This is a genomic window from Agrobacterium sp. CCNWLW32 (assembly GCF_037083425.1).
Classification (GTDB): Bacteria; Pseudomonadota; Alphaproteobacteria; order Rhizobiales; family Rhizobiaceae; genus Agrobacterium; species Agrobacterium radiobacter.
The window spans coordinates 496,031-514,354 of record NZ_JBAOJM010000002.1; the positions used below are offsets into that span (position 1 = coordinate 496,031).

General features: G+C 59.3%; 20 protein-coding genes. 11 read left to right on the top strand and 9 right to left on the bottom strand.

Translation table 11 applies throughout. From position 1 onward, the window contains the following. Positions 1 to 52 precede the first annotated feature (52 nt). The 3 genes from V6R85_RS06310 to V6R85_RS06320 all read left to right on the top strand — a co-directional run bounded on the left by V6R85_RS06310 (position 53) and on the right by V6R85_RS06320 (position 2,626). A complete protein-coding gene (locus V6R85_RS06310) occupies positions 53 to 553 on the top strand; it encodes a MarR family winged helix-turn-helix transcriptional regulator (protein WP_003503904.1) in 501 nt (166 codons plus the stop codon). Between the two features lie 108 nt (positions 554 to 661). Next, on the top strand, positions 662 to 1,369 hold the full coding sequence (locus V6R85_RS06315; protein WP_003503906.1) for a FadR/GntR family transcriptional regulator: 708 nt from the start codon (positions 662 to 664) through the stop codon (positions 1,367 to 1,369). A gap of 54 nt (positions 1,370 to 1,423) precedes the next feature. After that, complete coding sequence (locus V6R85_RS06320; RefSeq protein WP_060722801.1) at positions 1,424 to 2,626, top strand: mandelate racemase/muconate lactonizing enzyme family protein; 1,203 nt, start codon at positions 1,424 to 1,426, stop codon at positions 2,624 to 2,626. On the opposite strand, the gene xseA is transcribed toward V6R85_RS06320, so the two are convergent. Then, positions 2,627 to 4,225 carry an exodeoxyribonuclease VII large subunit gene (gene xseA / locus V6R85_RS06325; RefSeq protein WP_003507481.1) on the bottom strand — a complete coding sequence of 533 codons (1,599 nt, stop codon included), beginning with the start codon at positions 4,223 to 4,225 and terminating at the stop codon, positions 2,627 to 2,629. It lies immediately after the preceding gene. Between the two features lie 188 nt (positions 4,226 to 4,413). Between xseA and V6R85_RS06330 the strand changes: the two genes are divergently transcribed. Both V6R85_RS06330 and V6R85_RS06335 read left to right on the top strand, forming a co-directional pair. Further along, the gene (locus tag V6R85_RS06330) at positions 4,414 to 4,656 is read left to right on the top strand and encodes a hypothetical protein (RefSeq protein ID WP_060727088.1); all 243 of its coding nucleotides are present in this window, start codon (positions 4,414 to 4,416) and stop codon (positions 4,654 to 4,656) included. Between the two features lie 12 nt (positions 4,657 to 4,668). Continuing rightward, positions 4,669 to 5,040 (top strand): hypothetical protein, encoded by a 372-nt coding sequence (locus tag V6R85_RS06335; RefSeq protein ID WP_003507479.1) that lies wholly within the window; start codon positions 4,669 to 4,671, stop codon positions 5,038 to 5,040. On the opposite strand, the gene V6R85_RS06340 is transcribed toward V6R85_RS06335, so the two are convergent. Next, entirely contained in the window at positions 5,037 to 6,020 is a 984-nt protein-coding gene (locus V6R85_RS06340) for a Gfo/Idh/MocA family protein (protein WP_003507478.1), read from the bottom strand. The two genes, V6R85_RS06335 and V6R85_RS06340, sit on opposite strands and share 4 nt — an antisense overlap. A gap of 180 nt (positions 6,021 to 6,200) precedes the next feature. On the opposite strand from V6R85_RS06340, the gene V6R85_RS06345 reads away from it, so the two are divergent. The 4 genes from V6R85_RS06345 to V6R85_RS06360 all read left to right on the top strand — a co-directional run bounded on the left by V6R85_RS06345 (position 6,201) and on the right by V6R85_RS06360 (position 9,248). Beyond that, positions 6,201 to 6,761, top strand: a complete 561-nt coding sequence (locus V6R85_RS06345) for a cysteine hydrolase family protein (RefSeq protein ID WP_060727090.1) — start codon at positions 6,201 to 6,203, stop codon at positions 6,759 to 6,761. After that, a complete protein-coding gene (locus V6R85_RS06350) occupies positions 6,761 to 7,744 on the top strand; it encodes a GlxA family transcriptional regulator (RefSeq protein ID WP_111833824.1) in 984 nt (327 codons plus the stop codon). Before V6R85_RS06345 ends, V6R85_RS06350 begins: the two co-directional genes overlap by 1 nt. A gap of 108 nt (positions 7,745 to 7,852) precedes the next feature. Further along, entirely contained in the window at positions 7,853 to 8,803 is a 951-nt protein-coding gene (locus V6R85_RS06355) for an aldo/keto reductase (RefSeq protein ID WP_111794253.1), read from the top strand. A gap of 1 nt (position 8,804) precedes the next feature. After that, entirely contained in the window at positions 8,805 to 9,248 is a 444-nt protein-coding gene (locus V6R85_RS06360; RefSeq protein ID WP_111794254.1) for a GNAT family N-acetyltransferase, read from the top strand. On the opposite strand, the gene V6R85_RS06365 is transcribed toward V6R85_RS06360, so the two are convergent. Then, on the bottom strand, positions 9,230 to 10,138 hold the full coding sequence (locus tag V6R85_RS06365; RefSeq protein WP_111833766.1) for a LysR family transcriptional regulator: 909 nt from the start codon (positions 10,136 to 10,138) through the stop codon (positions 9,230 to 9,232). The genes V6R85_RS06360 and V6R85_RS06365 overlap by 19 nt on opposite strands. Positions 10,139 to 10,313: 175 nt before the next feature. Here V6R85_RS06365 and V6R85_RS06370 point away from each other — a divergent pair, with 175 nt between their 5' ends. After that, positions 10,314 to 11,312, top strand: coding sequence for an aldo/keto reductase (locus V6R85_RS06370; protein ID WP_111833767.1), 999 nt, complete (start codon positions 10,314 to 10,316; stop codon positions 11,310 to 11,312). A 52-nt stretch (positions 11,313 to 11,364) separates the two neighbouring features. Here V6R85_RS06370 and pheT read toward each other — a convergent pair whose 3' ends face one another. The 6 genes from pheT to infC form a co-directional block, all read right to left on the bottom strand. After that, a complete protein-coding gene (gene pheT / locus V6R85_RS06375; RefSeq protein WP_087743220.1) occupies positions 11,365 to 13,788 on the bottom strand; it encodes a phenylalanine--tRNA ligase subunit beta in 2,424 nt (807 codons plus the stop codon). Positions 13,789 to 13,812: 24 nt separating this feature from the next. After that, complete coding sequence (gene pheS, locus V6R85_RS06380; RefSeq protein ID WP_336377043.1) at positions 13,813 to 14,895, bottom strand: phenylalanine--tRNA ligase subunit alpha; 1,083 nt, start codon at positions 14,893 to 14,895, stop codon at positions 13,813 to 13,815. Next, positions 14,888 to 15,766 carry a lipopolysaccharide kinase InaA family protein gene (locus V6R85_RS06385; protein ID WP_107674892.1) on the bottom strand — a complete coding sequence of 293 codons (879 nt, stop codon included), beginning with the start codon at positions 15,764 to 15,766 and terminating at the stop codon, positions 14,888 to 14,890. Before V6R85_RS06385 ends, pheS begins: the two co-directional genes overlap by 8 nt. A gap of 175 nt (positions 15,767 to 15,941) precedes the next feature. Continuing rightward, entirely contained in the window at positions 15,942 to 16,346 is a 405-nt protein-coding gene (gene rplT, locus V6R85_RS06390) for a 50S ribosomal protein L20 (protein WP_003493358.1), read from the bottom strand. Between the two features lie 40 nt (positions 16,347 to 16,386). Next, positions 16,387 to 16,590: a 50S ribosomal protein L35 gene (gene rpmI / locus V6R85_RS06395; protein ID WP_003493355.1), complete on the bottom strand. Its 204-nt coding sequence runs from the start codon at positions 16,588 to 16,590 to the stop codon at positions 16,387 to 16,389. Positions 16,591 to 16,782: 192 nt separating this feature from the next. Then, positions 16,783 to 17,319, bottom strand: a complete 537-nt coding sequence (gene infC / locus V6R85_RS06400) for a translation initiation factor IF-3 (protein WP_077767695.1) — start codon at positions 17,317 to 17,319, stop codon at positions 16,783 to 16,785. Positions 17,320 to 17,506: 187 nt separating this feature from the next. Here infC and V6R85_RS06405 point away from each other — a divergent pair, with 187 nt between their 5' ends. Continuing rightward, positions 17,507 to 18,295 (top strand): alpha/beta hydrolase, encoded by a 789-nt coding sequence (locus tag V6R85_RS06405; protein ID WP_003507461.1) that lies wholly within the window; start codon positions 17,507 to 17,509, stop codon positions 18,293 to 18,295. Positions 18,296 to 18,324 lie beyond the last annotated feature (29 nt).

An 18,324-nucleotide genomic window follows, 5' to 3' on the forward strand; every position in this document is an offset into this window, starting at 1 on the left:
AATCTAGCTGATTTTATCTTGACGTCAAGATACCAGTTGTTATGCCTTGGGAATGAGCAAAGAACCGTTTGACCGCGTCGATCACATTCTGGCGCAATGGCACAGGGAGCGGCCCGATCTCGACGTCGGCCCCATGGGACTCCTCGGGCGCTTGAACCGTCTCACCACCCATCTCGGTCGAGAGGTGGAGGCGGTGCTGCTGAAGCATGGGCTTTCCTCCTCCGCTTTCGATGTTCTGGCGACATTGCGGCGCTCCGGTTCGCCCTACCAGCTCTCCCCCGGCGATCTGCTTGCCATGGCGATGGTAAGCTCCGGCACCATGACCAACCGCATCGACCAGCTTGAAAAAGCGGGGCTGGTGGAGCGCATACACAACCCGAATGACCGGCGCAGCGTCCTGATATCGTTGACGGAGCGGGGGTTTGCCATTGTCGAGGAAGCGGCCGGCGCTCACGTCGAAAACCAGCACCGTCTGGTTGCCGGCCTCAGCGAAGAAGAGCGTGCGACGCTGAACCAACTGCTGAAACGGTTTTTGCGAGATTTCGAAGAATAGGCTTTCCGGGCCGGGCAAACACGCAATGGCCGCGTGATGGCGCTTGTTTCGCCCCAGAAAATCCTGTAAGCAATTTTCCATAAACCTGTACTACAGGTTGGAGGAAAAATGTATAACGCCATTTCCCACGAAACCGGTCTCGTCAGCAGCACGATCGGCGCGATCACCCGCCACATCAGGGAAAACGAACTTGCCCCCGGCGCGAAACTCCCCAGCGAGCTTTCGCTCTCACAGCAGCTCGGCGTCTCCCGTACCGTCGTTCGCGAGGCCTTCAGGTCTCTGTCCGCCATGCGGCTGATCGATGTCAGCGCCGGCAAGCGCGCCACGGTGGCGACACTGGATCATGGTGCAATGTCATTGATGTTTGAACATGGCATTCACACCGAACAGATCAACATCCAGCAGATCTACGATGTGCGCCGTACGATCGAAGTTAGAACCGTAACTTTGGCAGCGCTGCGGCGAACGGATGCGGAAGCGCTCACCATTCTCGACCATGCCAACAATATGGAGCGGGATTTCGGCGACAACGACAAGGTCATGGAACACGATCTTGCCTTCCACCTCGCCGTTGCCAGAGCGTCAAAAAACCCGGTTTTCGAACTTATTCTCGGTGCCTTCCAGAATGTGACGCGCCAGACATGGCCGATCGGCTGGAAAAGCCGCACATCCGATGCGCAGCGCCATGCCGCAGGTGAACTTCACATCGCCATCGGACAGGCCATTGCCGCAGGAGACCCGCAAACGGCCTCAACGCTGATGGCGCGGCATTTCGATGAAAGCGTGCACGCGCTTCTGGCGGCCGGCATCGCCTGATTTTTTCAACACAGTTCCAGACGGAACACGACTTGCCTCTGGAGGAGACACTTCATGAAAATTACGAAACTTGAGACCGTCCGCGTGGCGGAACGGGCAAACCTGCTCTGGGTTCTGGTCCATACGGATGAAGGCATTACCGGGCTTGGCGAAACCTTTTATGGTGCCGAGACGGTGGAAACCTATGTGCACGAATATATCGCACCCCGCGTGATCGGCCGCGATCCGCTGCAGATCGATCTTCTGGCGCAGGACCTCGTCGGTTATCTCGGTTTTCGCTCTTCGGGAGCGGAGGTACGGGGCAATTCCGCTTTCGATATCGCGCTGTGGGATATTTTCGGCAAGGCCACCAACCAGCCGATCGCCCAGCTTCTCGGTGGTTTCAGCCGCAAGGAAATCCGCACCTACAACACTTGTGCGGGCACCGAATATATCAAGAAGGCCACCGGCCAGCAGACGGCCAATTATGGCCTGTCCGGCGGCAAGGATTATGACGATCTGAACGGCTTCCTGCACCGGGCTGACGAGCTGGCCCACTCGTTGCTCGAAGACGGCATCACGGCCATGAAGATCTGGCCCTTCGATGCGGCGGCGGAAAAGACGCGTGGCCAATATATTTCGATGCCGGACCTGAAAAGCGCGCTCGAGCCTTTCGAAAAAATCCGCAAGGCGGTGGGCGACAAGATGGATATCATGGTGGAGTTTCACTCCATGTGGCAGCTTCTGCCCGCGATGCAGATCGCCAAGGCGCTCACCCCCTACCAGACCTTCTGGCATGAAGACCCGATCAAGATGGACAGCCTTTCCAGCCTGACCCGTTATGCCGCCGTTTCGCCAGCACCTATTTCCGCATCCGAGACGCTCGGTTCCCGCTGGGCCTTCCGCGATCTCCTGGAAACCGGTGCGGCCGGTGTGGTGATGCTTGACATCAGCTGGTGCGGCGGGCTTTCCGAGGCGCGCAAGATCGCTTCGATGGCGGAAGCCTGGCATCTGCCGGTCGCGCCGCATGATTGCACCGGCCCGGTGGTGCTCTGCGCCTCAACGCATCTGTCGCTTAATGCGCCGAATGCGCTGGTGCAGGAAAGCGTGCGCGCCTTCTACAAGACCTGGTATCGCGATCTCGTCACCGCATTGCCGGAAGTGAAAAACGGCATGATCACCGTGCCGCCAGGTCCCGGCCTTGGCATGGAGCTGCATCCCGATATCGAAAAGACCTTCACCGTCAGCCGCCGCTTTTCGGATGCGGCGTCGATCTGATCAGAACAGATTGCCTTGATCCGTCGGGCCAGAAGAAGCCGGTTTTGCCGGCTTCTTTTTTGGCGCGGCTGACGTATCCGAGGGCGGCGTCCCCTCTCCGGTTGTGATGGCAGAAACGCGGCCATCGGCAAATTCCATCGATACCGCAGCACCAGACGCGATGGCGGCAGCACGGGTCAGCGGCCGGTTCTCCTCATCGCGGATGACGGCATAACCGCGCTTCAGCACGTTCTTATACGACAGCGATTGCAGAATGCGGTCATGGGAGGCAAGGCCCGCGCGGTTCTGCGTCATGCGGTGCAGCACGGCTGTATCGGCGCGGCGTGCAGCAGTGACAATGCGTTCCTTCTGCCGCTCCAGCTGGCCGAGTAGCCGGGCGGGAAGCGAACGCAGCGAAGAATCAAAGGCATCGACACGGCCTTTTCCCTGCAGCAGGCGGCGCTCAACCAGGGTCTCGGCCCGATGCATGCGCTCGGTAATCCGCTGCCTGTGCTGTTTGAGACCGTTCAGCAGGGTTTCCGGCCTGAGACCCGAGGCTGAACGTTCGAAGGCGCGGCGTTTGTTCAGCGTGGTCAATTCCAGTCCCCGCCCGAGACCGCTCGCGGCCTCATCAAACCGGCGGCGCGGCAAAGCGAGAAGCTGATCGAGCGAGGGCAGCGCCCGCACCAGCGCCCGCACGCCCTGACGGCGATTGTCCATCTGCCGCGATACCGAGCCGGAAAGGCGCGCGGCAAGGCCGGAAAGCTGCGCTTCCAGCTCGGCCCGCACCGGCACAGCCATTTCGGCGGCCCCCGTCGGCGTCGGCGCGCGAACATCGGCGGCATAATCGATCAAGGTCGTATCGGTCTCATGCCCCACGGCGGAAATCAGCGGGATTTTGCTCTCGGCAGCGGCACGCACGACGATTTCGTCGTTGAAACTCCAGAGGTCTTCCAGACTGCCGCCGCCACGGGCGACGATCAGTACATCCGGCCGTGCAATTTCACTACCGGGTTGAAGCGCATTGAAGCCGCGAATGGCGTTCGCCACTTCCTCGCCCGAACCTTCGCCCTGCACCTTGACCGGCCAGACGACGACATGCACGGGAAAGCGATCCGAGATGCGGTGAAGAATATCGCGGATGACTGCGCCCGTCGGCGAGGTCACGACCCCAATGACGCGCGGCATGAACGGCAGGCGACGCTTGCGTTCCGCATCAAACAACCCTTCCGCCGCCAGACGTCGACGGCGATCTTCGAGCAACGCCATCAGCGCGCCGGCACCTGCCGGTTCGAGGCTTTCTATGACGATCTGGTATTTCGAGGAGCCGGGAAAGGTAGTGACCTTGCCGGTGGCAATGACTTCCATGCCCTCTTCCGGGCGGAACTTCAGTCGCGAAAACGTGCCCTTCCAGATCACCGCATCGATGCGGGCACGATCGTCCTTCAGCGAGAAATAGGCATGACCCGAAGAATGCGGACCGCGATAGCCGGAAATCTCGCCGCGCACCCGCACCTGCTCGAAAGCCGTCTCCACCGTGCGCTTGATGGAACCCGACAGTTCGGACACCGAGAACTCGGCAAGATTGCTCAATGCTGCGTGGGAGAAGATATCGCTCATGCCCGTTTGTAACCAAAACCCGTCGATTCGGAAATGCCGGCACCGGCCCGGCCCATTTTAACGGCGATGAAACCATATCCTCAACTAACGAGTTAGGAAAATGGGGATTGGAGGAGAAAACAAGGGTTCGTTAGGGAAGACGGCGTTACGTCTGTCCCAGGCCCGGCAACCAAAGAGGAGGCGGCATCATGATTTTTCTTACCGCCACAGTGCTCGGCGTAACCGCAGTTGCGTTGCGTTCGGTTTTCAGCATCGTTTTCATCTGCATGATGATTATCGGTGCCTATGGCGTGGCGATGGCACTTTCTTCCACGGCCGTGCCCCTGATGTCGCTGCTTCTGGCGCTTGCCGGTTACAATTTCGGTGTCGTGGGTGTCGTTATCAGCCTTCTGGTGCTGCAGCGCCCACGTTCCACCCAGCCAACCCTCTAAAAGTCCACGGCCTTGAGGCTTCCGCACTTTGCGCTGACCGAGATTTGCGGACTGGCCACTGACCTCACCGTTACCTGTGTGCTTATTTTCTATCTCGGCGTCGATCCGCTTGCCGCCCGTTTGCCGGGCGCGGCAGCGGGGCTTGCAACAAGCTGGCGGATGAACCGTTCGAATGGTGAGGCATCAGCCGCACTGAACAGCTTTCTGACAAATGCCGTCACGCTTACCTCGCGTATCGTCAGCGTCGGGCTGTTTGCCCTGCTGCAATGGCGCAACCCGCTGGTGCAGCCGCTCGTCCCGCTTGCCTTTTCAGCACTCGCAGCACTGTTGCTGGCGCTTTACGGCTATTGGCGGCTTCAAAGGCAACGGCAAGAGCCGGATTAAACCGTTTCCCACCCGTCCTTTTCCGCCGCCCGGTAAATGGCGTCGATGAAAAGCTGGTTCTTCCTCGAGTTTTCCAGCGTAACGACTTCGCCCTCACCCTTCGCAGCACGGGCAAAGGCCTCCGCCTCCAGCTTATATTGGCGGCTATCCTGAAACCGGAAGATTTGCGACTGGTTATGGGCCTGATTGGTCAGCTCGATCTCTTCCGCACCCCAGCGATTGGCGTTGAAGGGAGATTTGACCTCGATATAACCGTCAGTGCCATGGAAAACCATCAGCTGGCGGGCGGCAAGCTGTGTGGCCAGATAAAAACTCAGTTCGAAACCGCCGAAATCGGCCCTGACGCTGGAATAGATATCGGTGCCAAATTCCTTGTCGCGCTCGACGGTGGCCTGCACGCGCCTCGGCTCCACACCGGTGACGAAGCGGGTCACGATGGTGGGGTAGACGCCGATATCGGGCAAGGCCCCGCCACCCAGTTCGGGAATATTGCGCATATTGCCGGGATCGCGGTTGAAATAGCTGAAAGCGCCCTGCACTTGCTTCAGTGTTCCGATCGCGCCCGAGGCCAGCAACTCCTTCACCTTTGCCCAGACCGGCGCATAAGTAACCATGAAGGCTTCCGAGACGATGACGCGGTTGCGGTCACGCGCGGCGATGAGGGTGTCGATCTCCTCTGCCTTCAGTGCAATCGGCTTTTCGCACAGAACGTGTTTGCCGGCATCGGCGGCCTTGATGGTCCACTCCACGTGCTGCGATGTCGGAAGCGGAATGTAAACCGCGTCGATGACATCGGAAGCCAGCATTTCCTCATAGGAACCGAAGGCGTGGGGCACGGAAAAACGATCCGCCACCGCGCGCGCCCTGGTGAGATCCCGGCTGGCTATGGCGCTGACCACGCAGTTCTGCGCATCCTGTATCGCCGGAATGACGTGATCCTGAGCGATTTTCGCCGTTGAGATTATTCCGAAGCGCAGCATACCGTTCTCCTGCTCTGCCATTCAACGGAAACTTACCATCGTCACACGTCATGGCAAGCCGCAGGTGCATGACAGAATACGATATGGCTGAATTTGTCCTCTCTTTGTCAGAATGCCCGCTTTTCTTCGAGCTGGATAAGAAGAATTATGCTATGCATGAACCCAATGGAGATACATGAAATGTCCTCTTCTCATACAGCACTGCTGGTCATCGACGTTCAGGAATCCTTTCGGCATGCCCCCTATTTCGAGGAAAGCGGTTTGGCCGCCTATCTGGAGAAACAGCAGGCGCTGATCGATGGCGCCAAAGCCGCGGGCATTCCAGTCGTTCAAATCTTCCATGTCGATGGCGACAAGGCCTTCTCAAAGGACAGTGGCTATATCCGGGCGCTGGAGGGTGTGCGGATCACGCCTGATGTCACCTTTCACAAGAACCGCCATTCGGCTTTTGCCGGCACCGGCCTCGAAATCTGGCTGACACAGAAGGGCATCAACCGGCTGATCGTCTCCGGCATCCGCACCGAACAATGCTGCGAAACCACCACGCGGCACGCTTCTGATCTTGGTTACAGTGTCGATTACGTCACCGAAGCGACCCTTACTTTCCCGATGACACATGCTTCCGGCACCGTCTTCAGCCCGGACGATATCCGCAAACGGACCGAACTGGTGCTGGCTGGCCGCTTCGCACGCATCCTAACCGTCAACGACGTGCTTGCCACCGTCAAAGAGGCCGCATGATGGATAGAGGCGGCACGCGCATCATTCCCTTTTATACGCTTGTGCCGCCTCACGCGCTGTTGCTGGACATTGCCGGTCCGCTCGAAGTGATCCGTTATGCCAACACGGAACAGCGGGACATCCATTTCGACTGCCGATACATTGCTGCGAGTGGCGAACAACAATCCTCCATCGGCCTTGGGCTTTCCGGACTGGAGAGTTTGCCCTCGACCCTGCCGGAAAGTGCTTTCCTGCTGATCTCGGGCAGCACGTCACGCTTCGACAATGATCCGCAGACACAGCGAGAGCGGCAGGCGCTGGCGGCATGGCTGCGCCGCGCGGTGCGTGCCGATACGACAGTCATTTCCATCTGCTCCGGCGCGCTGCTGGCGGGCGAAGCGGGACTTTTCGACGGGCGAAACTGCACGACTCATGCCGATTGCGTTGAAGGGCTGCGCCGCATCGCGCCGCTGTCGCAGGTGGCCGAAAACCGCCTTTTCGTCGAGGATGGCAACCGCTTCTCGAGTGCCGGTATTTCCACCGGCATCGACCTGATGCTGCATGTGGTTTCCCGGCTGACATCCCCGGCCGTTGCGGCCCGCATTGCCAAAACCATGGTGGTCTATCTCAGGCGCAGCGGCAGCGATCCGCAAATCTCCCCCTGGATGACCGGCCGCAACCACATCCACCCCGCCATTCACCGGGTTCAGGACCGTGTGATGGCCGAGCCGGCGCAGGACTGGTCGCTGGAGCGGCTGGCCGATATTGCCGCGCTCAGCGAAAGGCATCTGTCGCGCCTGTTTCGCGAGCATACCGGCATCAGCGTCATCGACTATGTCAACCTGATGCGGGTCAATCTCGCCCGCGACATTCTCGCAAACAGCCGCCTGGATATGGAAGCCATCGCGGAAAGGGCGGGTTTTGCCTCCGCCCGGCATTTGCGGCGTGTCTGGCAACAGCACAATCGCCATCCGCCCAGCCATTATCGCGGTTTTCAGGCCTGATTTTCGCAGACCCTGCCGCTGCCTGATGAATGCCATCAAAGGAATTGAATGGTTATGCCGGCAGGCAGTTGCTACCTTGCCATAAAGACAGCAACAGGAGCATTTTCCGTGGAAAAACGAAGTCTCGGCCGCACCGGCCTCTCCATCGCCCCGATCGTCTTCGGCGGCAACGTGTTTGGCTGGACAGCGGATGAGAAGACTTCCTTTGCCCTGCTCGACGCCTTTTTCGATGCCGGGTTCAATGCCATCGACACGGCGGATGTCTATTCCGCCTGGGTGGATGGCCATGTGGGCGGAGAGTCCGAGGCCATCATCGGCAAATGGCTGAAGCAGTCCAGCGTCAGGCGTGAGGATGCGGTGATCGTCACCAAGGTCGGTTTTGACAATCGCGGCCAGAAGACCGGTCTCAGCGCCAGGTGGATCGCCGAAGCCGTCGAGGCTTCCCTGAAGCGGCTGCAGACCGACTATATCGACCTTTACCTCGCCCACAAGCCGGATGCGGATGTGCCGCTGGAGGAAACACTCGCCGCCTTCGCAAAGCTGAAGGAACAGGGGAAAATCCGCGCCATCGGCTGCTCAAATTATTCCGCAAGCCAGCTTCAGGACGCGCTGGACACGGCTGCAAAGAACAAGCTGCCGCGCTACGACGTGCTGCAGCCGGAATATAATCTCTACAACCGCACGGATTTTGAAGGTCCGCTTGCCGATCTCTGCGTCAGGCAAGAGATCGGGGTGATCAACTATTACAGCCTTGCGGCCGGTTTCCTCACCGGCAAATATCGCGCCAAAGCCGACACCGAAGGCGTTGCCCGCAGCTACCGGGTAGGCGACTACGTCAACACACGCGGCCTTGCCATTCTGGGGGCCATGGATGCGGTTGCCGTGGAAACCGGTGCCAAGCTCGCCGATATCGCACTGGCCTGGCTGCTGCGGAAGAGTGCCGTGACGGCTCCAATTGCCAGCGCCACCAGCCTGTCGCAGCTCGAGAGCTTCAAACGCGCCGTCGATCTGAAGCTGACAGACGAGATGATGGTTCTTCTCGATAAAGCGGGTGCGTGACATGGACCTTACAATTCGTGACGCACAGCCGAGTGACCGGGCGGAATGGCTGCGCCTGTGGAACGATTATCTCGCCTTCTACGATGTCCACCTTGCCGACGACGTGACCGAGCATACTTGGGCGCGTATTCTCGACCCAGCGTCGCGTGTTTCCATGCGTGTGGCCTTGCTCGGCGACAAGATGGCCGGTTTCGCCATCCATCACTTCCATGATTCCACCTGGGTCAAAACACCCGATTGCTATCTGGAAGACCTGTTCGTCGACGGCGCGATCCGCGGCAAGGGAACAGGTCGGGCGCTGATGGATGATCTCATCGCCATCTGCGCCGAAAAAGGCTGGGCACGGCTTTACTGGAACACGGACGAGCACAATCACCGGGCCCAGAATCTCTATAACAGCTACGTGAAAAGCGATGGCCATATCCGCTATCGCATCAAGTTCTGATCACCCCTGAAGCGGAAGAAATCTACGAAAGCCCTCAGCGCCGGGCGCATCTGCCGGCGCGAGGGATAATAGATATAAAAACCGTCAAAGGGCGCGCACCAATCCTCCAGCACGCGGATTAACCTGCCCTCTTTGATATCGTCCTCTACGCGCTGTTCGAAAACGAATGCAAGGCCTGCCCCATCTATTGCCGCCCGGCGAATGAGGCTCTGGTCCGACAGGATCAGCGGTCCCTGTACATCCACCACCAGCGGCTTGCCATTCTTCTCCAGTTCCCAGCGATAGATAAGGCCGCTCGCGAAACGCCGGCGGATGCAGCGGTGACGGATGAGATCCCTCGGATCGGATGGCGGCGGGTTTTCTGCGAAATAGGAGGGCGCGCCAACAATCGCGCCGCGCCATGCACCACTCGCTTTCACCGCAATCATATCCGCATCGAGGTGCTCTCCGAGCCGCAGACCGGCATCGAAGCCTTTCGCGACGATATCTTCGAAGCGATCATCCGTTGAGATTTCGAGTGATATGTCGGGATAGAGCCGCAAGAACTCACCCAGCCGGGGCACGATAAGGTCCTCGGCCGCAAGCCGAGGCAGGGTGATACGCAGAGGACCCGCCGGCCTTCCGCCGTGCTCGGCAAGTGTCTGGATGACCGTATCGATATCGGCAAGAGCCGGTCCCAACGTTTCGAGCAGCAGTTTACCCTCCTCCGTCGGAGAAACGCTGCGGGTGGTGCGGTGAAGCAGCCGCAGGCCAAGGCTTTCCTCCAGCGCAGAGACCGCATGGCTGACGGCGGAAGGCGCGATGGCCAATTCGGCCGCGGCCTTGCGGAAGCTGCGGCCTTCGGCAACGGCGGCGAGAACGGCCAGCTGGGAGAGTTGCACACGGTTCATTGTTCTAAATGATAGAACAACCCAAGCGGATTTGCAGCGGTTATTTTTACCACCGATGGGCAGTATGTTTTGCCCGTACCCACTCCCAAAGGTATATTAAACCGTCTTGGACACACATGCTCCGCCGCAAACCGCGGGATAGCTTTCAAGGCGTGCTCTGACAAAGGACAGGCAGATGAAACACAGAATCCTCGGAAAAGACCTCTCCGTTTCCGCACTCGGGCTTGGCTGCATGGGCATGAGCCATGCTTATGGACCTTCGGATGAAAGCGGTTCTATCGCGACGTTGCATCGCGCCGTCGAGCTTGGCGTCACATTGTTCGATACGGCGGAAGTTTATGGGCCGTTCAAAAACGAAATCCTCCTTGGCAAGGCTTTGAAGCCCTATCGCGATCAGGTGGTCATCGCCACCAAATTCGGCTTCCGCATCGACGGCAGCAAACCTTCGGCGGAAATGATCCAGGGTGTTGACGGTTCGCCGGCAAATGTTCGTGCCGTCGCCGAAGCCTCACTGAAAAGGCTGGGTGTCGATGTCATCGACCTCTATTACCAACACCGCGTCGATCCGGACGTGGCAATTGAAGAGACGGTCGGCGCAATGGCCGATCTGGTGCGGGAAGGCAAGGTGAAGGCGCTCGGCCTTTCGGAGGCGAGTGCGGCGACCCTTCGCAAGGCGCATGCCGTTCACCCGATTGCAGCCATTCAGAGCGAATATTCGCTGTGGACCCGCGATCCCGAAGAAAATGGCGTGCTGGAAACCTGCCGTGAACTCGGCATCGGCTTCGTACCCTTCAGCCCGCTCGGACGCGGCGCTTTGACAGGTGCGCTGAAGTCGCTCGACGGGCTTGCCTCCGACGATTTCCGCCGCAGCCTGCCGCGCTTCCAAAGCGAAAACTTCGATGCCAATCTGGCCCTCATCCAGCTGCTGGAAGATATGGCGGCCGCGAAAGGCGTTACCGCAGGGCAACTGGCGCTCGCCTGGGTCATGGCGCAGGGCGATTTCATCGTGCCGATCCCCGGCACCACGAAAATTGCCAATCTGGAGAAAAACGTGGCGGCAGCGGATGTCGCGCTGACAGCCGACGAAGTTGCCAGCCTCGGCGCATTGCTCTCTCCGACAAAGGTTGCGGGGGAACGTTATCCGGAACGAATGACGCGATTGGCCAATCGCTAAAAACAAAAAGCCGCGGCAACCGCCGCGGCTTTTATCATTTCGTCAGCTGCTTTCAGGCGCGCAGAACGCCGCCCGTCGATTTTTCGACATTGCCGACGATCTTGGCCGTCAGCGCCTCAAAATCCTCATCGGTCAGCGTCTTGTCGACCGGCTGGATCTGGACTTCGATGGCCACCGACTTGCGGTCTTCGCCGAGCGATGCGCCTTCGAAAATATCGAAGACATTAACGCCGGTGATCAGCTTGCGGTCAGCGCTCGTTGCGGCCTTGATGATCGCTCCCGCCTCGACAGACTTGTCGACCACGAAGGCGAAGTCGCGCTTGACCGCCTGGAACGGCGAAAGCTCGAGCGCAGGCTTGGTGCGGGTCGCCTTCTTCTTCGGCTCCTGCATGGCGTCGAGATAGACTTCAAAACCGCAATAGGCGCCGGAAACATCCAGCTCGGACAGTGTCTTCGGGTGGAATTCGCCGAAATAACCGAGCACGACCTTCGGACCCATCTTGATGGTACCGGAGCGGCCGGGATGATACCAGCCGGGGCCGCCGGCCTCGATCTGGACATTGGCCATGGGCAGGCCGCAGGCTTCGAGCACCGCCAGCGCATCGGCCTTGGCGTCGTAGACATCCACGGGCTTGCCGCCGCCCTTCACAGCATTGGACCACATGCGGCCGCTGCCTGCGAGCGAGGCCGTGCCACGGCGAACACCGCCAGCCACGCGACGCTGGGTTTCCGGCGTATCACCCTCATAGGTGCCGGAGACCTCGAAGATCGCGACGTCACCATAGCCCTTGTCGGCATTGCGCTGTGCTGCGGTCAGAAGGCCCGGCAGCAGCGAAGGACGCATGTCCGACATATCGGCCGCGATGGGGTTGGCCAATTTCAGGGCGGGGGAACCGCCGCCGAAAAGCTTCGCCTGCGCTTCCGGAATGAAGGACCAGGTGACGGCTTCCAGCATGCCACGGCTTGCCAAGGCACGGCGCGCAGTGCGGGTGCGGGTCTGCAGCGTCGTCAGGATGCGGCCGTTGACCGCGCCGAAGCTTTCCAGCGGTTCCGGCTTGATATTGTCGACGCCATGGATGCGCATGACTTCTTCGACCAGATCGGCCTTGCCATCAACATCCGGGCGCCAGGACGGCACGGTGACGGATACGCGTTCGCCCGTTCCCTCGACACCAAAACCGAGGCCTTTGAGAATGGTGAGGCTCTCTTCCACCGAGACTTCAAGACCCGTCAGGCGCTTCACTTCCGCCAGCGGAAAATCCACGACCTTGGCCTGATGGCCCTTGTAACCGACAACCTTGACTTCGCCGGCAACGCCGCCGCACAGTTCCAGAACCAGTTCGGTGGTGCGTTCCAGACCCGGGACCATATATTCCGGATCGACGCCTCGCTCGAAACGATAACGCGCATCGGTGATGATGCCGAGCGAACGGCCGGTCTTGGCAATATTGATCGGATCCCAGAGAGCGGATTCGATCAGCACATCGACGGTGTTTTCGTCGCAGCCGGAATGCTCACCGCCCATAATGCCGCCGATCGACTCGAGGCCCTTTTCGTCGGCGATGACGACATTGTTCGTGCCGAGCTTGTATTCGCGCTGGTCGAGCGCGAGGATCGTCTCACCCTCTTTCGCACGGCGAACCGTGAGATCGCCCTTGACCTTGGCGGCGTCGAAGACGTGCATCGGCCGGCCCTGATCGAAGGTCATGTAGTTGGTGATATCAACGAGAGCATTGATAGGACGCAGGCCGATCGCCATCAGGCGCTGCTGCATCCATTTCGGGCTGGGGCCATTCTTCACGCCGCGCACGATGCGCAGCGAAAAGCCGGGGCAAAGCGCCGCATCATCCAGTTCCAGCTTCACATCGACGGGGGTTGCGCCTTCAACCTTGAAGGACGGCGCAGGCTTCGTCTTCAGCTTACCCAGACCGGAGGCGGCGAGATCGCGGGCGATGCCGTAGATCGAAGTGCAGTCCGGACGGTTGGGCGTGAGGTTGATCTCGATGATCGGATCATCGAGGCCAGCATAGGATGCGAAGGAAGTGCCGACAGGCGCATCTTCAGGCAGATCGATGATGCCGTCGTGATCGTCGGAAATGTTGAGCTCCTTTTCGGAGCACATCATGCCGTGGCTTTCGACGCCGCGAATCTTGCCGACGGCCAACGTCACATCGATGCCCGGAACATACATGCCGGGACGAGCGAGCGCACCAACGAGGCCGGCGCGTGCATTCGGCGCGCCGCAGACGATCTGCACCGGCTTGCCGTCACCAGCATCCACCATCAGCACCTTGAGGCGGTCGGCCTCGGGATGTTTTTCAGCGGAAACGACCTTGGCGATGACGAAAGGCTTGTAGGCCGCCTTGTCATCGACGTCCTCGACCTCGAGGCCAATCGCCGTCAGCCGCTCGCAAATCTCGTCCAGCGTCGCATCCGTTTCGAGATGCTCTTTCAGCCAGGAAAGAGTGAATTTCATGTCTTTGCTCCTTGGCTAACCGGATTAAACGCTCAAACCGCCGAACAGCGTCGGCATGTCGAGCGGGCGGAAGCCGTAATGGTTCATCCAGCGGACATCGGCGTTGAAGAAATCGCGCAGATCAGGCATGCCGTATTTCAGCATGGCGATGCGGTCGAGGCCCATGCCCCAGGCAAAGCCCTGATATTCATCCGGGTCCAGCCCACCGGCGCGCAGCACGTTCGGGTGCACCATGCCGCAGCCGAGGATTTCCATCCAGTCCTTGCCTTCGCCGAACTTGACGATGGGGCCGGAACGGTCGCACTGAATATCCACCTCGAAGCTCGGCTCCGTGAAGGGGAAGAACGACGGGCGAAAGCGCATGACGACACTGTCGACCTCGAAGAAGGTCTTGCAGAATTCTTCGAGAATCCAGCGCAGATTGCCGACATGCGCCTTCTTGTCGATGACAAGGCCTTCGACCTGATGGAACATCGGCGAATGGGTCGCGTCGGAGTCCTGACGATAGGTCTTCCCGGGAATGACGATGCGGATCGGCGGCTTCTGACTTTCCATGGTGCGGATCTGCACTGGCGAAGTATGGGTGCGCAGCACCTTGCGCTCGCCCTTTTCATCCGGCTGGAAGAAGAAGGTGTCGTGCATTTCGCGGGCCGGATGGCCTTCGGGGAAATTCAGTGCCGTGAAGTTGTAATAGTCGGTCTCGATGTCCGGACCTTCGGCGATCGAGAACCCCATATCCGCGAAGATGGCAGTAATTTCATCGACGATCTGGCTGATGGGATGAATGCGCCCGCGCTCGGCCGGAGACTGACGAACCGGCAGGCTGACATCCACCGTTTCCGCTTTCAGTCGGGCGGTAATGGCGGCGTCCTTCAGCGCGTTCTTGCGCTCGCCGATGAGGTGGGTGATTTCGGTCTTGAGCTGGTTGATGGCCGCGCCCCGGGTCTGGCGCTCTTCCGGCGTCATGCTGCCAAGCGTCTTCAGAAGCTCCGAAACCGAGCCTTTCTTGCCAAGTGCGGAAACACGCACGGCCTCGATGGCCGGCTCATCGGCAGCCGTGGCAATCTCCGACATCAATTGCGATTTCAAGGTATCAAGTTCAGTCATCTTTTCCTGCCTTGCCGGTATTTTTAACAGCGGCTTCGGGGTTCACAGCATTCATCAAATAGTCGGTCGCCATGATAAAGCGTCGCAGATCACTACCCATCCGCACGCGCCCGATCAACCGGGCAACCGGTAAAAAACGCCCCAGAATGCCGGTCAGACGGCACAATTCTTCCAGCGCCCGGGGCGGGGCGTTTTCGCGCCAGCGGGCAAAGGCGGCATCACAGGTTTTCGGCGCATCGCAGGCGCGGGTCGCGACCTGCAGAAACAGCAGCCAGATATCGCGGGCCTGCGCCGTCTCAAGCGGCATGACGTCCTGCGGGCGTTCCTCGAAATCCATGAAACCGACACGGCCGTCTGCGAGAAAAAAGTCACGCACATGCGGACGTCCATGGCAAAGACCTGCTGCATGCAGTTCGCCGAGCGCCTCGGCGGATTTTACCAGCAGGGCGTCATGCTCCACCGGCATCGCGGTCTTTATCGCGTCCATGCGTTCCATGATGGTGGGACCGACATCCCCCAGGACAACGGCCGTCAGCGAAGAATAGATGATGGGCGGAACAGGAAAACCACGGGCCTTGAAAGCCTGCAGCGTTTCGAGTTCACGGCGCATCAGGCCGGCGCCATCGAGCGGAGGCGACGGGCGCATAAAAGTGTAGGGGAGCAGCTTTGCGAGAAAGGTCTGCAGCTTTATCCACCAAGACGGCGTTTCCGTGCCCTGGCGCTTGATCCAGACGGTCGTCGAAGAAAGTTCGAGTTTCTGCACACGGCGCTCGCTTTTAAGCAAAGCCCGCATCAAGGCTGCGATATCGCTATCTTCCAGATGGACGTGGAAACCCTTCGCCTTTTCCGCGTCGCTTGCGGCAACCAGCATTTTCTGCCCCCAATGGAGCCTGCCGGCCAAAAGCCGGATGCCCCACCCTTTTGGCAACCTCGGCGTAAAAGCGTTACGCACTTCTGCCGAAACTGCCGTGAATTCCAAAAAACGAAAACCCGCGCCGGAGGACCGGCGCGGGTTTCAAATGAACAACAGATTGTCCGCGCCGTAATTACTTTACAGCGGTTTCAAACTCGTTGGCCGTACCAGCGTCCTTGAGGTACTCAAGCGCCTTCTTCGCTGCTTCGACGAGCGCGCCGAATGCTGCCGGCTCATGGATAGCCATGTCGGACAGAACCTTGCGGTCGACTTCGATGCCAGCCTTGTTCAGGCCGTCGATGAAGCGGCCGTAGGTCAGGCCGAATTCGCGAACAGCAGCGTTGATACGCTGGATCCACAGAGCGCGGAAGTTGCGCTTGTTGACCTTACGGTCGCGGTAAGCGTACTGCTTGGAACGATCCACGGCAGCCTTTGCTGCGCGGATGGTGTTCTTGCGGCGGCCGTAGAAGCCCTTGGCTGCCTTGAGTGTCTTGGTGTGCTTGGCGCGGGAAGTTACGCCACGTTTTACGCGTGCCATGTCATGATCTCCTTAAAGTGTCCAAAAGTGCGGAAAAGTCTCAGAGACCGTTCGGCAGGTAGTTCTTGACGACCTTCTTGCCGTCAGCTTCGGCGAGAACCATGGTTCCACGCGCGTCGCGAATGAACTTGTTGGTACGCTTGATCATGCCGTGGCGCTTACCGGCGGCGGCTGCAACAACCTTGCCGGTAGCAGTGATCTTGAACCGCTTCTTTGCAGCGGACTTCGTCTTCATCTTGGGCATTTTGCTACTCCGTTTTTTGTATCGAAACAGGCAGACGAGGCCTATTTCAAGCTATTCAGGAACGGCCTCGGCATGCCCTGCCGGACCGTTCGGACGCGCGCTTATAACCGCAGTCGGCTAAAAGCGCAACGGGGAATGATAATTTCCCCTTGGCGTTGGGATACGCGCCAGGTCTGTGAACGCGTAAAAAGATTATTTCGGGGCGAGAACCATCATCATCTGACGGCCTTCCAGCTTCGGCTCGGCTTCCACCTTGGCAATCGCCTGAGTGTCTTCCTTCACCTGAAGGAGAAGCTTCATGCCGAGTTCCTGGTGGGCCATTTCGCGGCCACGGAACTTCAGCGTCACCTTCACCTTATCGCCATCGTCAAAGAAGCGGCCCATCGCCTTCATCTTCACGTCATAATCATGCGTGTCGATGTTGGGGCGCATCTTGATTTCTTTAACTTCGACGATCTTCTGTTTCTTGCGCGCTTCGGCGGCCTTCTTCTGGGTCGAATACTTCAGCTTGCCGAGATCGAGGATCTTGCATACCGGCGGTTCAGCGTTCGGCGAAATCTCGACGAGATCGAGACCGGCCTCTTCCGCCATTTTCAAAGCCTGATCCGTCGGCATGCTACCGAGGTTCTGGCCCTCTTCATCAATAAGCTGAACTCTGGGAACCCGAATTTCCCGGTTGGAGCGCGGGCCCTCCTTGACGGGGGCATCGGCTTTGAAAGGTCTGCGAATGGTCGTATTCTCCTGATCTGTTTCTGGATCACGTCAGCAAAAAACAGCTTGTTTGGTACAAGCGGCGGAAATGTCGTTATTGCCGTGGCGAAGTCAATAGCATATCTGCCCGAAAAGATCACCTGTTGCCACGGTTTTTGCAAATACGCCGCCGATATTGCACGAAAATCAGGAGAATTGCATATACATGACCGAACAAGCTGCTGAATTCCTGCATATAGGAGCGGGTGACGACGCCCGCAACATCGCTTTCCTCCATCGCTCCCCAACATCCCAGCCGAACGCACCAACGCTCGTCTGGCTCGGCGGCTATCGCTCCGACATGACGGGAACCAAGGCGGTTGAGCTCGATCGTTTTGCAGCGGAAAACGGCCTTGCCTGCCTGCGGCTCGATTATTCCGGGCACGGGGCTTCCGGCGGTGATTTCAACAAAGGCACGATCTCGAGATGGCTCGAAGAGGCACTTGCGGTGGTGCGTGCAAAGGCGCCGTCGCGTGTCGTTCTCGTCGGCTCGTCGATGGGCGGGTGGATTGCGTTGCGTATGGTCGAGGAGCTGCGCAAGGCGGGTGGAGCGCCCTCCGTCGCCGGTCTGGTTCTCATTGCGCCTGCGCCGGATTTCACGCAGGAACTGATAGAGCCCAGCCTGTCGGATGCGGAAAGGACCTCTCTCGCAGAACGGGGTTACTTCGAGGAACATTCGGAGTATAGCCCCGAGCCCAACATCTTCACCCGCGCGCTGATGGAAGACGGAAAGCAGAACCGGGTGCTCACCGGCATCATCACGACCGGCTGTCCGGTTCATGTTCTGCAGGGCATGCGCGACCCCGATGTTCCCTATCAGCATGCGCTGAAGCTCATCGAACATCTTCCCGCCGACGATGTGGTGCTGACGCTGATCCGTGACGGAGACCACCGGCTTTCCCGGCCACAGGATATCGAGCGGATGCTCGCGGCGGTCAAAGCCCTTGCAATATAGGCATTTGCGCAACGCTCTTAACCATATTC

Coding starts and splice junctions, on each gene's coding strand:
- V6R85_RS06340 (WP_003507478.1), bottom strand. CDS start 6,020: ATGCTGCGCTTCGGAATAATCTCAACGGCGAAAATCGCTCAGGATCAC.
- pheS (WP_336377043.1), bottom strand. CDS start 14,895: ATGACTGAACTTGATACCTTGAAATCGCAATTGATGTCGGAGATTGCC.
- V6R85_RS06310 (WP_003503904.1), top strand. CDS start 53: ATGAGCAAAGAACCGTTTGACCGCGTCGATCACATTCTGGCGCAATGG.
- V6R85_RS06345 (WP_060727090.1), top strand. CDS start 6,201: ATGTCCTCTTCTCATACAGCACTGCTGGTCATCGACGTTCAGGAATCC.
- V6R85_RS06315 (WP_003503906.1), top strand. CDS start 662: ATGTATAACGCCATTTCCCACGAAACCGGTCTCGTCAGCAGCACGATC.
- rpmI (WP_003493355.1), bottom strand. CDS start 16,590: ATGCCCAAGATGAAGACGAAGTCCGCTGCAAAGAAGCGGTTCAAGATC.
- xseA (WP_003507481.1), bottom strand. CDS start 4,225: ATGAGCGATATCTTCTCCCACGCAGCATTGAGCAATCTTGCCGAGTTC.
- V6R85_RS06360 (WP_111794254.1), top strand. CDS start 8,805: ATGGACCTTACAATTCGTGACGCACAGCCGAGTGACCGGGCGGAATGG.
- V6R85_RS06320 (WP_060722801.1), top strand. CDS start 1,424: ATGAAAATTACGAAACTTGAGACCGTCCGCGTGGCGGAACGGGCAAAC.
- V6R85_RS06365 (WP_111833766.1), bottom strand. CDS start 10,138: ATGAACCGTGTGCAACTCTCCCAGCTGGCCGTTCTCGCCGCCGTTGCC.
- V6R85_RS06350 (WP_111833824.1), top strand. CDS start 6,761: ATGGATAGAGGCGGCACGCGCATCATTCCCTTTTATACGCTTGTGCCG.
- rplT (WP_003493358.1), bottom strand. CDS start 16,346: ATGGCACGCGTAAAACGTGGCGTAACTTCCCGCGCCAAGCACACCAAG.
- V6R85_RS06385 (WP_107674892.1), bottom strand. CDS start 15,766: ATGCTGGTTGCCGCAAGCGACGCGGAAAAGGCGAAGGGTTTCCACGTC.
- V6R85_RS06405 (WP_003507461.1), top strand. CDS start 17,507: ATGACCGAACAAGCTGCTGAATTCCTGCATATAGGAGCGGGTGACGAC.
- V6R85_RS06370 (WP_111833767.1), top strand. CDS start 10,314: ATGAAACACAGAATCCTCGGAAAAGACCTCTCCGTTTCCGCACTCGGG.
- pheT (WP_087743220.1), bottom strand. CDS start 13,788: ATGAAATTCACTCTTTCCTGGCTGAAAGAGCATCTCGAAACGGATGCG.
- V6R85_RS06330 (WP_060727088.1), top strand. CDS start 4,414: ATGATTTTTCTTACCGCCACAGTGCTCGGCGTAACCGCAGTTGCGTTG.